This window comes from Streptomyces ficellus (assembly GCF_009739905.1).
Classification (GTDB): Bacteria; Actinomycetota; Actinomycetes; order Streptomycetales; family Streptomycetaceae; genus Streptomyces; species Streptomyces ficellus_A.
In genome coordinates, this window is the sequence record NZ_CP034279.1 from 3,014,009 (window position 1) to 3,028,070 (window position 14,062).

At 72.4% G+C, this 14,062-nt stretch carries 15 protein-coding genes; 4 read left to right on the forward strand and 11 right to left on the reverse strand.

The annotated features are described in order from the left end of the window. The first annotated feature begins 41 nt into the window (after nt 1-41). The 3 genes from EIZ62_RS13100 (at nt 42) to EIZ62_RS13110 (ending at nt 1,944) form a co-directional block, all read left to right on the forward strand. Nucleotides 42-530 (forward strand): YajQ family cyclic di-GMP-binding protein, encoded by a 489-nt coding sequence (locus tag EIZ62_RS13100; RefSeq protein WP_156692866.1) that lies wholly within the window; start codon nt 42-44, stop codon nt 528-530. A 233-nt stretch (nt 531-763) separates the two neighbouring features. Then, the gene (locus EIZ62_RS13105) at nt 764-1,261 is read left to right on the forward strand and encodes a methylated-DNA--[protein]-cysteine S-methyltransferase (RefSeq protein WP_156692867.1); all 498 of its coding nucleotides are present in this window, start codon (nt 764-766) and stop codon (nt 1,259-1,261) included. After that, entirely contained in the window at nt 1,258-1,944 is a 687-nt protein-coding gene (locus EIZ62_RS13110) for an alpha-ketoglutarate-dependent dioxygenase AlkB family protein (protein ID WP_156692868.1), read from the forward strand. The genes EIZ62_RS13105 and EIZ62_RS13110 overlap by 4 nt, the downstream gene beginning before the upstream one ends. 18 nt (nt 1,945-1,962) lie before the next feature. On the opposite strand, the gene EIZ62_RS13115 is transcribed toward EIZ62_RS13110, so the two are convergent. Then, nucleotides 1,963-2,232: a GlsB/YeaQ/YmgE family stress response membrane protein gene (locus EIZ62_RS13115; protein ID WP_156692869.1), complete on the reverse strand. Its 270-nt coding sequence runs from the start codon at nt 2,230-2,232 to the stop codon at nt 1,963-1,965. A gap of 86 nt (nt 2,233-2,318) precedes the next feature. Here EIZ62_RS13115 and EIZ62_RS13120 point away from each other — a divergent pair, with 86 nt between their 5' ends. After that, nucleotides 2,319-3,533: an APC family permease gene (locus tag EIZ62_RS13120; RefSeq protein ID WP_156692870.1), complete on the forward strand. Its 1,215-nt coding sequence runs from the start codon at nt 2,319-2,321 to the stop codon at nt 3,531-3,533. Nucleotides 3,534-3,670: 137 nt separating this feature from the next. Here EIZ62_RS13120 and EIZ62_RS13125 read toward each other — a convergent pair whose 3' ends face one another. The 10 genes from EIZ62_RS13125 to EIZ62_RS13170 all read right to left on the reverse strand — a co-directional run bounded on the left by EIZ62_RS13125 (nt 3,671) and on the right by EIZ62_RS13170 (nt 13,337). Continuing rightward, entirely contained in the window at nt 3,671-4,063 is a 393-nt protein-coding gene (locus EIZ62_RS13125) for a YccF domain-containing protein (RefSeq protein ID WP_156692871.1), read from the reverse strand. Beyond that, on the reverse strand, nt 4,060-4,923 hold the full coding sequence (gene htpX / locus EIZ62_RS13130; RefSeq protein ID WP_156692872.1) for a zinc metalloprotease HtpX: 864 nt from the start codon (nt 4,921-4,923) through the stop codon (nt 4,060-4,062). The genes EIZ62_RS13125 and htpX overlap by 4 nt, the downstream gene beginning before the upstream one ends. A gap of 146 nt (nt 4,924-5,069) precedes the next feature. Then, nucleotides 5,070-5,525 (reverse strand): large conductance mechanosensitive channel protein MscL, encoded by a 456-nt coding sequence (gene mscL / locus EIZ62_RS13135; protein ID WP_156692873.1) that lies wholly within the window; start codon nt 5,523-5,525, stop codon nt 5,070-5,072. Nucleotides 5,526-5,587: 62 nt separating this feature from the next. Then, a complete protein-coding gene (locus EIZ62_RS13140) occupies nt 5,588-7,171 on the reverse strand; it encodes an NADH-quinone oxidoreductase subunit N (protein ID WP_208827898.1) in 1,584 nt (527 codons plus the stop codon). After that, on the reverse strand, nt 7,168-8,721 hold the full coding sequence (locus EIZ62_RS13145) for an NADH-quinone oxidoreductase subunit M (RefSeq protein ID WP_156696368.1): 1,554 nt from the start codon (nt 8,719-8,721) through the stop codon (nt 7,168-7,170). Before EIZ62_RS13145 ends, EIZ62_RS13140 begins: the two co-directional genes overlap by 4 nt. 27 nt (nt 8,722-8,748) lie before the next feature. After that, on the reverse strand, nt 8,749-10,749 hold the full coding sequence (locus EIZ62_RS13150; RefSeq protein WP_156692874.1) for an NADH-quinone oxidoreductase subunit 5 family protein: 2,001 nt from the start codon (nt 10,747-10,749) through the stop codon (nt 8,749-8,751). Further along, nucleotides 10,746-11,123: an NADH-quinone oxidoreductase subunit NuoK gene (nuoK, locus tag EIZ62_RS13155; RefSeq protein ID WP_156692875.1), complete on the reverse strand. Its 378-nt coding sequence runs from the start codon at nt 11,121-11,123 to the stop codon at nt 10,746-10,748. Before nuoK ends, EIZ62_RS13150 begins: the two co-directional genes overlap by 4 nt. Next, nucleotides 11,123-11,674 carry an NADH-quinone oxidoreductase subunit J family protein gene (locus EIZ62_RS13160; protein ID WP_156692876.1) on the reverse strand — a complete coding sequence of 184 codons (552 nt, stop codon included), beginning with the start codon at nt 11,672-11,674 and terminating at the stop codon, nt 11,123-11,125. Before EIZ62_RS13160 ends, nuoK begins: the two co-directional genes overlap by 1 nt. Continuing rightward, nucleotides 11,671-12,369 carry a NuoI/complex I 23 kDa subunit family protein gene (locus tag EIZ62_RS13165; RefSeq protein ID WP_167536480.1) on the reverse strand — a complete coding sequence of 233 codons (699 nt, stop codon included), beginning with the start codon at nt 12,367-12,369 and terminating at the stop codon, nt 11,671-11,673. Before EIZ62_RS13165 ends, EIZ62_RS13160 begins: the two co-directional genes overlap by 4 nt. After that, the gene (locus EIZ62_RS13170; RefSeq protein ID WP_156692877.1) at nt 12,369-13,337 is read right to left on the reverse strand and encodes a complex I subunit 1/NuoH family protein; all 969 of its coding nucleotides are present in this window, start codon (nt 13,335-13,337) and stop codon (nt 12,369-12,371) included. The genes EIZ62_RS13165 and EIZ62_RS13170 overlap by 1 nt, the downstream gene beginning before the upstream one ends. Nucleotides 13,338-14,062: the final 725 nt, after the last annotated feature.

Here is a 14,062-nt window from a genome sequence, read left to right on the forward strand (position 1 = left end):
ACAGCCAACCTCTACGCACGCGACCCAAGGAGCCACAGGACATGGCCGACTCCAGTTTCGACATCGTCTCGAAGGTCGAGCGGCAGGAGGTCGACAACGCCCTCAACCAGGCGGCGAAGGAGATCTCGCAGCGCTACGACTTCAAGAACGTCGGGGCCTCCATCGCCTGGTCCGGCGAGAAGATCCTGATGCAGGCGAACTCCGAGGAGCGGGTCAAGGCCATCCTCGACGTCTTCGAGTCAAAGCTGATCAAGCGGGGCATCTCGCTGAAGTCGCTCGACGCCGGCGAGCCGCAGATCTCCGGCAAGGAGTACAAGATCTTCGCCTCCATCGAGGAGGGCATCTCCCAGGACAACGCCAAGAAGGTGGCGAAGATCATCCGCGACCAGGGGCCCAAGGGCGTCAAGGCGCAGGTGCAGGGCGACGAGCTGCGGGTCAGCTCGAAGAGCCGGGACGACCTCCAGGCCGTGATCTCGCTCCTGAAGGGCCAGGACTTCGACTTCGCCCTCCAGTTCGTGAACTACCGCTAGGGCACGCCTCGGACCGGTCGGCGACCGGTCACCGGGCGGATCGGGGGCGGACACGGCTGCGGCCGGCCCGCCCCCGCCCGTTGTCCGGCACGAATCGCGGTCCGGCACAGATCGTGGCGCCGCACCGATCGTGGCGCCGGCACCGATCGTCGTGTCCGAAAGCCGCCAGCCCGCTGGTCAGGGCGGACGCACACTGGTGGGGACGCGGGGATGGGCGAGGAAGGGAACGGATCATGACGGTGTACGCGTACGTGGACGGCCCGCTGGGCGAGATGCTGCTGGTCGGCGAGGAGTACGCGGACGGCCGGACCGTGCTCGCCTCCCTCTCCCTGCCCGGGCAGAAGGGCGCGGCGGTCGTCCGGGAGGGCTGGCGGCACGCCCCCGGGGCGTTCGAGGGCATCGCGGCGCAGCTCCGGTCGTACTTCACGGGCGGGCTGACCCGCTTCGACCTTACGTACGCCGACGCCGGGACCGACTTCCAGCGGCGGGTGTGGCGGGCCGTGGACGACATTCCGTACGGCGCGACCGTGACGTACGGGGAGATCGCGGCGCGCGTCGGTGCGCCGGGGGCCGGGGTGCGGGCGGTGGGGACCGCGATCGGGCGCAATCCGCTCCTGGTGGTGCGGCCCTGCCACCGGGTGATCGGCGCGGACGGGGCGCTGCGGGGGTACGCGGCCGGGCTGGAGCGCAAGGAGCGGCTGCTCGGGCTGGAAGGCGCACTCGTACGGTGACGGGTGCGGCGTCCGGTGACGACGGGCTCTTCGCGGTGGAGCGGGAGCGGACGGAGATCGCGCCCGGTGCGGTGCACGTGCCGGGCTGGTTGTCCGTGGAGCGGCAGCGGGAGCTGGTGGCGGCGTGCCGGGAGTGGGCGCGTGGACCGGTGCCGATGCGGCACACGGTGCTCCCGGGCGGTGGCGTGATGTCGGTGCGGACGGTGTGTCTGGGCTGGCACTGGCAGCCGTACCGGTACGCGCGGACGGCCGGTGACGTGAACGGCGCCCCGGTGGCTCCCTTCCCGGACTGGCTGGCGGACCTGGGGCGGGAGGCGCTGGTCGCGGCCTATGGCCGGACCGGCGGGTACGCCCCGGACACGGCGCTGATCAACTTCTACGACGGGGCGGCCCGCATGGGGATGCACCAGGACAAGGAGGAGCGGTCCGGTGCCCCGGTGGTGTCGCTGAGCATCGGGGACAGTTGCGTCTTCCGGTTCGGGAACACCGGGTCGCGCGGCCGCCCGTACAGGGACGTGGAGTTGGTGTCGGGGGATCTGTTCGTCTTCGGCGGGCCGTCGCGCTTCGCGTACCACGGTGTGCCGAGAATCCTGCCGGGTACGGCCGATCCGGCGGTCGGGCTGGAGTCGGGCCGGCTGAACATCACGCTGCGGGAGACGGGGCTGTCGGGTAGTTCCAGGTAGTCCCCCGCCCCGCCTCGTTCAGCGGGAGCGGGAGTGGCCGAACAGGATGCGGTACGCGATGAGCAGCACCAGCGAGCCGCCTATCGCCGCGAACCAGGTGGGACCGTCGTAGAACTGGTTGCTGATCGGCCGGTCGAGGAAGCGGGCCGACAGCCAGCCGCCGACGAAGGCGCCCGCGACGCCGATGAGCGTGGTGCCGATCAGCCCGCCGGGGTCACGGCCGGGCAGCAGCACCTTGGCGATGACGCCGGCCACCAGCCCGAGGATGATCCAGCTGAGGATGTCCATGCCGTGAACCTGCCTTTCGTACGGTGTTGTCCGGAAGGACGCCCGGGGGGCGGGGGGTGGTTGCGGAGATCAGTAGGGTGCGGCCCATGACACAGGAGCTGCGGCGTTCGCTGGGCCTCTTCGACGCGGTCGTCATCGGGCTGGGGTCGATGGTGGGCGCGGGGATCTTCGTCGTGCTCGGGCCCGCTGCGGAGGCGGCCGGGAACGGGCTGCTGCCGGCCCTGGCCCTGGCGGGGGCCGTCGCGTACTGCAACGCCATGGCGTCGGCACGGCTGGCCGCCCGGTATCCGGCTTCGGGCGGAACATATGTGTACGGTCGCGAACGGCTGGGGCCTTTCTGGGGGTATCTGGCGGGCTGGGGCTTCGTCGTCGGCAAGACCGCCTCGTGTGCGGCGATGGCGCTGGCGGTCGGGACGTACGCATGGCCGGATCAGGCGCACGCGGTGGCGGCCGCGGTCGTCGTGGCGCTGACGGCCGTGAACTACCGGGGCGTCCAGAAGTCGGCGCTGCTCACGCGCGTCCTGGTGGCGGGCGTGCTGGCGGTCCTGGCCGCGGTGGTCGTGTCCTCCCTCCGGTCGGGCGCGGTGGATCCCGCGCGGCTGGGCCCGTCCGGGGGCATGACGGCGGGCGGGGTGCTCCAGGCGGCCGGGCTGCTGTTCTTCGCGTTCGCCGGGTACGCGCGGATCGCCACTCTCGGCGAGGAGGTGCGGGACCCGGCGCGGACCATCCCGCGGGCGGTTCCGCTGGCGCTGGGTGTCGCGCTGGTCGTGTACGCGGCCGTGGCGGTCTCCGTCCTGTCGGTGCTGGGCGCACGGGAGTTGGGCGCGTCGGCGGCTCCCCTGGTGGACGCCGCACGCGCCGCGGGGGCGGACTGGCTGGTGCCGGTGGTGCGGGTGGGCGCGGTGGCGGCCGCTTCGGGTTCCCTGCTGGCGCTGCTCCTCGGGGTGTCCCGTACGACGCTGGCGATGGCGCGCGACGGCCACCTGCCGGGTGCGCTCGCCGCCGTCCACCCGCGCTTCCGGGTGCCGCACCACGCGGAGCTGGCGGTGGGGCTGGTCGTCGCGGTGGTGGCGGCGACGGCGGATGTGCGCGGGGCGATCGGCTTCTCGTCGTTCGGGGTGCTGGTCTACTACGCGGTCGCCAACGCCTCCGCCTGGACCCTCGGTTCGGGGCGGGTCCTGGCGGTGGCGGGGCTGGCGGGCTGCCTGGCGCTCGCGTTCGCCCTGCCGGTGTCGTCCGTGCTGGCGGGCACGGCGGTCCTGGCGGCGGGCGCGGTGATGTACGCGGTGCGGCGGAGCTGACGCCCCGCGCGCGTCATATTCGGGCGACGACCGCGTCCGGGCCGCCGGCCGGCAACTGCTGTTCCTCGGTCATGTGTTCATGGTGCACCACGGCACTGACAACCGACAGAGATCCGGGCGACGGTGGCGTGCAGTCGTCAACGGGTCGCGAAGGGCCGGTCGGTCGGGACGATCTCCTTGCCCAGGGGCAGCAGGGAGACCGGGATGAGCTTGAAGTTCGCGATGCCCAGCGGGATGCCGATGATGGTGACGCACAGGGCGATGCCGGTGACGACGTGCCCGAGCGCCAGCCACCAGCCGGCCAGCACCAGCCACAGCACGTTGCCGACGCACGACGCGGCTCCGGCGTCCCGGCGCTCGACGACGGTCTGGCCGAAGGGCCACAGCGCGTAGAGGCCGACGCGGAAGGCGGCCAGGCCGAAGGGGATGCCCAGGATGGTGATGCAGAGCAGCAGACCCGCGACCATGTAGCCGAGGAACAGCCAGAAGCCGCCCAGCAGCAGCCATATGACGTTGAGGATTGCTTTCATGGGCGGCGACCTGCCATCTGTTCGAGTCGGGCGATGCGTTCCGCCATCGGCGGATGTGTCGAGAACATCTTGGCGAACCCCTGACCCGGGCGGAACGGGTTCGCGATCATCATGTGACTGGCCGTCTCGATCCGGGGTTCCGGCGGCAGGGGCAGCTGCTTGGTGCCCGCCTCCAGTTTCCGCAGGGCACTGGCCAGGGCGAGCGGGTCTCCGGTGAGCTGGGCTCCGGAGGCGTCCGCCTCGTACTCCCGGGAGCGGCTGATGGCCAGCTGGATGACGGACGCGGCGAGCGGGCCCAGCAGCATGATCAGCAGCATGCCGAGCAGGCCCGGGCCGTCGTCGTCGTCGGAGCGGCCGGTGGGGATCAGCCAGGCGAAGTGCACCAGGAACATGATCACGGAGGCGAGCGCTCCGGCGACCGACGAGATCAGGATGTCCCGGTTGTAGACGTGGCTCAGCTCGTGGCCGATGACCCCGCGCAGTTCGCGTTCGTCGAGGAGCTGGAGGATGCCCTCCGTGCAGCAGACCGCCGCGTTGCGCGGGTTGCGCCCGGTCGCGAACGCGTTGGGGGCCTGCGTGGGCGAGATGTAGAGGCGGGGCATCGGCTGGCGGGCCTGCGTGGAGAGCTCACGGACCATCCGGTACAGCTGCGGGGCCTGGAACTCGCTCACCGGGCGCGCCCGCATGGCGCGCAGCGCGAGCCGGTCGCTGTTCCAGTACGCGTACGCGTTGGTGCCGAGGGCCACGACGAGCGCGACGACGAGGCCCGTACGGCCGAAGAAGCTGCCGATCAGGATGATGAGTGCGGACAGTCCCCCGAGGAGTACGGCGGTCTTCAGCCCGTTGTGCCGGCGGTGCACGGTACGCCCTCCAAGTGGTGCGGCAGGGGGACCCTTTGCCTGGTGCTGGTCCACTGCTCAGTGGACCCTCCCGTACTGGTCAACGCCAGGCGGGCATGGCGGGTTCCCTGGTGCGCCGGGGGGCGGGGGTGGGCCGTTCGGGTGACTCAGCGCTGGGCGGGCAGGCCGGCCTTCTGGAGGGCCTCGGGCACCGGCTCGACCTCGCTGGTGCAGTGGGCGCAGCGGCTGGCGACGGCCGGGATCTCGGTGTAGCAGCGCGGGCAGTCGCGTACCGCCGCCTTGATGTCGAAGGGCTCGTCGCGCTTGAAGCGGGTCTGGATCTTCATCATCGGCAGGACGACGCAGAAGTAGAGCACCACCGCGGTGATCAGGAACGCGAGGGCGGCGCTGATGAACAGGCCATAGGGGAACTTGGCGTTCCTGACCACGAAGTAGGAGTGGCTGAAGTCACCCACGGTGCCGGTGGCGAGGCCGATGAGCGGGGTGATGAAGGCGTTGCTGAAGGCGGTGACGACCGCCGTGAAGGCCGCGCCGACGGCGAGGCCGATGGCCATGGAGATGACGTTCCCGCGGAGGAAGAAGTCCTTGAAACCGTTCAGCACGGCCGTGCTCCTAGGTAGTGCGTGGGGTGTGTGGGGGCTGTGGGCCCTGGCGTTGGAGGGGGTCAGAACAGCGTGTCGGCGGCGAAGCGCAGCACCAGCTGCGGGTAGCCCGACAGGACCACGCCCGCGACGGCCGTCAAGGCGATGGCCACGGTGACGGGCGCGGGGGTGGACGCGAGGGCGGTCGCCGCGGTGGGCGCGGGAGTGGGCCGCTCCTCCACGGACGGCCGGGCGGGGGCGCCCTCCGGGGTGCGGAACAGCACCGCCGTCCATTGCAGGTAGTAGTAGAGGGCGATCACGACGTTGAGACCCATGACGACGGCGAGCCAGCCGAGGCCCGCGTCGACCGCCGCCGAGAAGACGGTGACCTTGGCGAAGAGGCCGATGATGCCCGGCGGCAGGCCGGCCAGGCACAGCAGGAAGAACCCCATGACCAGGGCGGCGCCGGGCCGGGTGGCGTACAGGCCCCGGTAGTCGGAGATCCGGTTCAGCGGGTGCGCGCGGGCGACCAGGGCGGCCACCGCGAACGCGCCGAGGTTCACCACGGCGTACATCAGGGCGTACGCGACGGTGGCGCCGATCTGGTCGTCCCCGGAGTACGCCGCCGCCGCGATCGGCACCAACAGGTAGCCCGCCTGGGCCACCGACGACCAGGCCAGCAGCCGTACCGCGCTCCACGCGCGCGTGGGGGCCTGCCGGAGGGCGGCCACGTTGCCGACGGTCATGGTGAGCGCGGCGAGGACCGCGAGCGCCGGTCCCCACACGTCCGCGTACGTCGGGAAGGCGATGACGGTCACCAGGATGAGGCCGGTGAAGCCGACCGCCTTGCCGACGACGGACAGGTAGGCGGCGATGGGCAGCGGCGCGCCGACGTAGGTGTCGGGGACCCAGAAGTGGAACGGGACCGCCGCCGTCTTGAAGGCGAATCCCACGAGGGTGAGGGCGACGCCCGCCTTGGCGAGGGTCTCCAGCCGCGCCGGGACGTCGTCCAGGCTCTGGGCGATCTCGGTCAGATGGAGCGTGCCGGTCGCCGCGTACACGAAGCTGACGCCGAGCAGCATCACGGCGGTGGCCGTGACGGAGGAGAGGAAGAACTTCAGCGCCGCCTCGCCGGACATCCGGTAGCCCCGCTTGAGGCCGACGAGCGCGAAGGCGGGCAGCGAGGCGACCTCCAGGGCGACGACCAGCGTCGCGAGGTCGCGGGAGGCGGGCAGCAGGGCGGCGCCGGCGGCCGAGGAGAGCAGCAGGAACCAGAACTCGCCGGCCGGGAGCCTCTCCTTGGTGTCGTGGAGCGACAGCAGTGCCGTCAGGAGGGCCCCGCCGAGCACCAGGAACTGGATGACCAGGGTGAAGTGGTCGGCGGTGTAGCTGCACGCGTCGACGTCGGTGGTCAGGCAGAAGGTGCTGCGGTCGCCCTTGCGCAGCGGTACGAGGGCGAGGATCGCGACGGCGAGGCCGGCGATCGCGCAGCCGCCGAGGAACTGCTTGCGCTCCTTGGGCACGAACAGGTCGGCGACCAGCACGACCAGGCCGACCACGGCGGCGATGGTCGGCGGGGCGATGGCGGCCCAGTCAACGGACTGGACGAGATCGCCCGCGCTCGACGCGTTCGCGGCGCCCGGAGCACTCGTGGCGGCGAGGGTCACGACTTGCCTCCTGCGAGGAGCTTCTGCACGGCCGGATCGGTCAGGCCGAGGAGGACCGCGGGCCAGAGGCCGGCGACGACGGTGAGGACGGCCAGGGGCGACCAGGCCGCGAACTCGTACCGCTGGATGTCGGGGAGGGCCGGCTGGTCGGGGCCGGGCCGGGCGCCCATGCACACCCTCCGCACGACGACCAGGAGGTACGCGGCCGTGAGCAGGGTGCCGAACGCGCCGACGGCCATGAAGGTGAGGAACGCGGGGCGGCTGAGGCCCTCGGCCGGCCGGAACGCGCCGAACAGCGCGAGCATCTCGCCCCAGAACCCGGCCAGGCCGGGCAGCCCGAGCGAGGCGACGGCGGCGAAGGCGAGGAGGCCGCCGAGGCGGGGCGCGCGGCCGTAGAGCGCGGCGCCGGTGGCGCCGGCGAGGGTGTCGAGGTCGGCGGTGCCGTACCGGTCCTTGATGGCGCCGACCAGGAAGAACAGCAGGCCGGTGATCAGGCCGTGGGCGACGTTGGCGAAGAGCGCGCCGTTGACCCCGGTGGGCGTCATGGTCGCGATGCCGAGGAGGACGAAGCCCATGTGGCCCACGGAGGAGTAGGCGATCAGGCGCTTGAGGTCGCCCTTCGCGCCGGTGCGCGCGAGGGAGAGGCAGGCGAGTGATCCGTAGATGATGCCGGCGGCGGCGAACGCGGCGAGGTACGGCGCGAGGACGTGCATGCCGTCCGGCGTGATCGGCAAAGCAATCCGGACGAATCCGTACGTACCCATCTTCAGCAGGACACCGGCGAGGAGGACGGAGCCGACGGTGGGCGCGGCGGTGTGGGCGTCCGGCAGCCAACTGTGCAGCGGCCACATCGGGGTCTTCACCGCGAGCCCGATCCCCACCGCGAGAACCGCGATGACCTGCACGGACGTGGTGATGTCACGGCCGTTGTCAGTGGCGAGTGCCACCATGTCGAACGTGCCCGCCTTCAGCCCGATGAGGAGCAGGCCCAGCAGCATGACGACCGAACCGAGCAGCGTGTAGAGGATGAAGCGCCAGGCGGCCGCCCGGCGTCCCTCGCCGCCCCAGCGGGCGATGAGGAAGTACATCGGGATGAGCACCATCTCGAAGGCCAGGAAGAACAGCAGCAGGTCGAGGACGGCGAAGGTCGCCAGCGTGCCGGACTCGAGGACGAGCAGCAGCGCGACGAAGGCCCGGGGCGACGGGCCCGCGGGCATCTTGAAGTAGCTGTACAGCGCGCAGAGGAAGGTCAGCAGCGCGGTCAGGACCAGGAGGGGGAGGGAAATGCCGTCGATGCCGAGATGGATCCGCACGTCGAGCGCGGGGATCCAGCTGATGTCCGTCGTGGCCTGCATCCTCGACGGCTGGTCGTGGTCGAAACCGAGCGTGAGGACGATCGCGGCGGCGAGGATCGCGCCGGTGACGGTCACACCGTGGCGGAGCACGGCCTGGTCCGGGGACTTCCCCTTCAGCCCGGGCGGGGCGGGCAGGAGGGCCGCCGCGGCGCCGATGAGCGGGCCGACGACGATGAACGCGAGAAGGAACTGCATCACGGATTCGCTGATATCGATCACGGCTCACGACCCGGCGTTGACGTTGGCGAGGGCGACGGCGGCGATCGCCAGGACGACGGAGCCGGCGAGCAGGGCGCTGAGATAGGTCTGCAGGTTGCCCGTCTGGGCGCGCCGGACGGCCCGCCCCAGCAGGTTGGTGCCACCACCCGCTGCGCGTACGTAGGTCTCGACGACCTCGCGGTCGAGGAAGGTGACCAGTGAGGCCGCCGCCCTGACGGGGCGGACGAAGAGGGCGGAGTAGACGGCGTCGAGGTGGAAGCCGGCGGCGGCGTGGCGGTGCAGCGGGCCGAGCAGCAGGCGTCCGGGGTCGGCGGGGTCGGGGGCCGAGGCCGGGTCACCGTAGGCGGGGGTGTGCGTGGCGATCGCCTCCGCCTCGGAGACGGCCGGGTCGGCCTGGGGGTGGGCCGCGACCGCGCCGATCGGGGTGCGGCCGGCCATCGCCGTGGTGTGCCGCCAGGTGGCGTAGGTGACGAGCCCGCCGACGAGCGCGATGCCGGTGCCGAGGACCGCGGTGGTGACGGTCGGCGTCAGGGCGTGGCCGTCGAACCAGTCACCGAGGACGCCCACGGACAGACCGAAGGCGAGGGAGGGCAGGGCGAGCACCCACAGGACGGCGTTCATGACGAGCGGCTGCCGGCCGTGGTCGGGGGCCTCGGTGCCCCGGCCGCGGAAGACCAGCAGCCACAGGCGGGTCGCGTAGGCGGCCGTGAGGAGGGCGGTGAGCAGTCCGGAGACGAGGACCACCCAGCCGGCCGCGGCGGGCGCGGTGGACCCGTCGCCGAGTGCGGTGTGCTCGGCGGCCACCAGGACGGCCTCCTTGGAGAAGAAGCCGGCGAAGGGCGGGATCGCGGCGAGCGCCAGCAGGGCGATCGTCATCGTCCAGTACGCGTCGGGGATGCGGCCGGCGAGGCCCCGCATGCGGGACATGGCGGCCAGCGAGTTCGTACCGGCGGCGTGGATGATCACGCCGGCGGCGAGGAACAGCAGCGCCTTGAACGCTCCGTGCGACAGGAGGTGGAAGACGGCCGCGCCCCGGTCGCCGGCGGCCAGGGCGCCGGACATGTAGCCGAGCTGGCCGATGGTCGAGTAGGCGAGGACCCGTTTGATGTCGTCCTGCGCGAGGGCGGCCAGTCCGGAGCCGACCATCGTGACGGCGGCCATCACGGCGAGCACGGTCATGGCCGCGGCGGAGGCCGCGAAGACGGGGAGGAGACGGGCCACGAAGTAGATGCCGGCGGCGACCATCGTCGCGGCGTGGATCAGTGCGGACACCGGCGTCGGGCCGGCCATGGCGTCCGGGAGCCAGGTGTGCAGCGGGAACTGCGCGGACTTGCCGGCGACGCCCGCGAGCAGCAGCAGCGCGATCAGGGTGGGGTGCTCGATGCCGCCCGCGGCGACGGCGCCGAGGACCCCGGTGATCCGGAACGTGCCGGCGTCGGCGGCCAGCGCGAACAGACCGATGAGGAAGGGGACGTCGCCGAGCTTGGTGACCAGGAAGGCCTTGAGGGAGGCGGCCCGCGCCTCGGGCGTCTCCCAGTAGTGGCCGACGAGGAAGTACGAGCAGATGCCCATGATCTCCCAGCCGACCAGCAGCACCATCAGGTCGCCGGAGTAGACGACCAGCAGCATCGCGGAGGTGAACAGGGAGACGAGCGCCGCGTACGAGGCGTAGCGCGGGTCCTCGCGGAGGTAGGCCGTCGAGTAGAGCTGCACGCACGAGGCGACCACGCCCACCAGGACCGCGGTCAGGACGGCGAACCCGTCCAGGTGGAGGGCCAGGTCGATCGGCACCGAGCCGGTCGGAGTGAGCTGGGTCGACGCGTCGATCGCCCTGCCGCCGCCCTGGCGTACGGCGACCAGGACGGCGAGGACGAGGGCGGCGGCCGTCGGCAGCACGGCCAGGGGGCGTACGAACCCCGGCGCGGTGCGGCCGAGCGCGAGCCCGGCGACGGCACCGAGGAAGGGAAGGAGGGGAACGAGGACGGCGAGGGTCGTGGTGGTCACGCGGCGGCCTCAGCCTTCTCGTCGGGGCCCGCGGTCTCGGCGGCACCGGCGGTCCGGTCCGCGTCGTTGGTCTCGGCGTTGTCGCGGAGCTTGTCGATGTCCGAGGTGCCGCGGTTGCGGTGGACCATCAGGACGATCGCCAGCCCGATGCCGATCTCGGCGGCGGCGATGGCGATGGTGAAGAGGGTCAGCGCCTGGCCGGCGTGCAGGGCGTCGCGCAGCCAGACGTCGAAGGCGACCAGGTTGAGGTTGACGGCGTTGAGCATCAGCTCGACGGACATCAGGACCAGGATCGCGTTGCGGCGGGCGAGGACCCCGTACAGGCCGGTGCAGAACAGCAGGACGGCGAGGACCGCCGGGTAGGCGAGGTGCATCAGTTGCCGCCCTCCTGGTCGCGGTCCCGGCGGGACAGGACGATCGCGCCGACGAGCGCGGCCAGGAGGAGGACGGAGAGCGCCTCGAAGGGCAGTACCCAGTGCCGGAAGAGGATCGCGCCGGACACCTTCGTGGAGCCCTGGGCGGGCCCGTCGAGGTCGATCCAGGTGGCGCGGAACGCGTCGACGACCACCCAGACGAGGGCGGCCGCGGCGGCCACGGCGACCGCCAGGGCGGCCGGGCGGTTGCCGGAGTCGGCGTCCTCGGAGCGGCCGATCGGCGCCTTGGTGAGCATCAGACCGAAGAGGAGGAGGACGACGACGGAACCGACGTAGATCAGCACCTGGACCCAGGCGATGAACTCCGCGGTGAGGAGGAGGTACTCGACGGCCAGCCCGCCGAGCGCCACGACCAGCCACAGGGCGGCGTGCACCAGCTGCTTGGTGGTGACCGTGACGACGGCGGCGCCGAGGGTGACGATGCCGACGAGGACGAAGGCGATCTCCACACCGGTGGGCGACAGGAAGCCGTGGGTGGCGGCGAGCGTCACGCGGTTCCTCCCTCGGCCGGGGGCTGCGGCTTGCCGGTGCCGGGCGCGGGCGGCACGGGAGGAGCGCCGGGCGCGGCGGAACCGGGCGCGGCGGGTCCGCCGGTCCCCGTCGCCGGGGCGGTCCCGGTCGCCGGGGCGGTCCCGGTCGCCGGGGCGGCTTCGGCGGCGGCCTGGGCGGCGGCGAGCTTCTCGGCCGCCTTGCGGGCGGCGGCGATCTCCTTGGGCTCCTCGGCGCCGGGGTCGAGGGCGGGCGGTTCGGGGACCGTCCACATCCACTCCCGGAGCTTGTCCCGCTCGTGGGTGAGCTCGTGGATGTCCGTCTCCGCGTACTCGAACTCCGGCGACCAGAACAGCGCGTCGAAAGGACAGACCTCGATGCAGATACCGCAGTACATGCACAGCGCGAAGTCGATGGCGAAGCGGTCGAGGACGTTGCGGCTGCGCTCCCGGCCACCGGGGGCGGCGGCCGGGATCGTCTCCTTGTGGGAGTCGATGTAGATGCACCAGTCGGGGCACTCGCGGGCGCAGAGCATGCAGACCGTGCAGTTCTCCTCGAACAGGCCGATCACGCCACGCGTGCGGGGCGGGAGCTCGGGCTGTGCGTCGGGGTACTGCGCGGTGTGGCTCTTCCTCGTCATCGTGCGGAGGGTGACGGCGAGGCCCTTCGCCAGGCCGGATCCGGGGATCGGAGGCATTACTGGATCACCACCTTGACGATGCCGGTGAGGGCGATCTGGGCGAGGGCGAGCGGGACGAGCGTGGTCCAGGCGAGCTTCTGCAGCTGGTCCTCGCGCAGTCGCGGGTAGCTCACGCGCAGCCAGATCACGACGAAGGCGAGCACGGCCGTCTTGAGCAGGGTCCACACCCAGCCGAGACCCTCGGCCCCGAAGGGTCCGTGCCAGCCGCCGAGGAACAGGACGGTGGTCAGACCGCACAGGACGACGATGCCGGCGTACTCGGCCAGCAGGAACAACGCGAAGCGCAGACCGGTGTACTCGGTGTACGCGCCGAAGATGATCTCGGAGTCGGCGACCGGCATGTCGAAGGGCGGGCGCTGGAGTTCGGCGAGCCCCGCTACGAAGAACACGAGCGCGCCGACGATCTGCCAGGGCACCCACCACCACTCGAACGCGTCGAGGATGCCGGGGAGCGACACCGTGCCGGCCGCCATGGCGACGGAGGCGGCGGTGAGCAGCATGGGCAGCTCGTAGGCGAGGAGCTGGGCGGCGGTGCGCAGGCCGCCGAGGAGGGAGAATTTGTTGGCGGACGCCCAGCCCGCCATGAGCGAGCCGAGCACGCCGACACCCATCATGGCCAGCACGAAGAAGATGCCCGCGTCGACGACCTCGCCGACGGCCCCTTCGCCCGGCCCGACGGGGATGGCGACCAGGACGAGGAGGTACGGGAGGAGGGCGACGGCGGGGGCGAGTTGGAAGATGCGGCGGTCGGCGTTGGCCGGGACCACGTCCTCCTTCTGCGCGAACTTCACCCCGTCGGCGACGAGCTGCGCCCAGCCGTGGAACCCGCCGGCGTACATGGGGCCCAGGCGGCCCTGCATGTGGGCCATGACCTTGTGCTCGGTCTGGCCGATCACCAGGGGCAGGACCAGGAACACGGCGAAGACGACGAGCAGCCGGAGGGCGACGTCGAGTACGTCGTTCACGCGTCTCCTCCGTTGTTCGCTCGTCCGTCGGTCGTGCGGTCGTCAGTCGTGCGTTCGCCGGCCGGTGCGCCGCTGTCGGTGCGGTCGTCGGCCGATCGGTCACGCATCGTGCGCTTGTCGGCCGGTGCGCCGCTGTCGGTACGGTCGTCGGCCGGTCGGTCGCCCGTCGTGCGCTTGTCGGCCTCGTCGGACGATTGCTCGCCGGGCGAGGTTCGGTCCTCCGGCGTGGGTCGCGGGTCCGTGGCCCGGGGCCGGGCGCGCCGGCCCCGGGGGCCGGGGCTGGGGCGTCGTCGTCGAAGGCGGGGCGCGGGTTGTTCCAGGGGGCGTCCGCGCTGCGGGTGCGGGGCGGGGGCGCCGGGGGCGTCTCGGTCGCCGGTTCCTCGCGCCGGCGGGGGCCCGCCGGGGCGGCGGACTGGCTGGCCGAGCCGTCGGAGGCGCTGCGCGTACGGCGCGGCCGGGGTGCCGCCTCGGGTGCGGTGCCCTGGGGTGCCTCCGCCGGTGCCTCGCCGGTGGGCGCCGCCTGGCTCGCCGAGCCCTCGCCGGCCGTGCGCGTGCGGCGGACCGGGCGGTCACCGGCGGGGCGCGCCGCGCGGGCCGGGCGGGCGGGGGCGGGTGGGAGCTGGCCCTTGAGGGGACCCCATTCGTTCGGGTCCGGAACGCCGGGCGGCAGCATCTGGCGCCGCTTGGGGCCGCCGTGCGCCGCGCCCGCCGCCGGCTCCCCCGGC

Excerpts from the sequence above, each read along its gene's own strand:
- EIZ62_RS13115 (WP_156692869.1), bottom strand. The coding sequence starts at position 2,232 with ATGGACATCCTCAGCTGGATCATCCTCGGGCTGGTGGCCGGCGTCATC.
- EIZ62_RS13125 (WP_156692871.1), bottom strand. The coding sequence starts at position 4,063 with ATGAAAGCAATCCTCAACGTCATATGGCTGCTGCTGGGCGGCTTCTGG.
- EIZ62_RS13100 (WP_156692866.1), top strand. The coding sequence starts at position 42 with ATGGCCGACTCCAGTTTCGACATCGTCTCGAAGGTCGAGCGGCAGGAG.
- nuoK (WP_156692875.1), bottom strand. The coding sequence starts at position 11,123 with ATGCACCTCGCCTACCCGGCGGTCCTCGCCGTCCTGCTGTTCTGCACC.
- EIZ62_RS13120 (WP_156692870.1), top strand. The coding sequence starts at position 2,319 with ATGACACAGGAGCTGCGGCGTTCGCTGGGCCTCTTCGACGCGGTCGTC.
- EIZ62_RS13165 (WP_167536480.1), bottom strand. The coding sequence starts at position 12,369 with ATGCCTCCGATCCCCGGATCCGGCCTGGCGAAGGGCCTCGCCGTCACC.
- EIZ62_RS13105 (WP_156692867.1), top strand. The coding sequence starts at position 764 with ATGACGGTGTACGCGTACGTGGACGGCCCGCTGGGCGAGATGCTGCTG.
- EIZ62_RS13145 (WP_156696368.1), bottom strand. The coding sequence starts at position 8,721 with ATGCAGTTCCTTCTCGCGTTCATCGTCGTCGGCCCGCTCATCGGCGCC.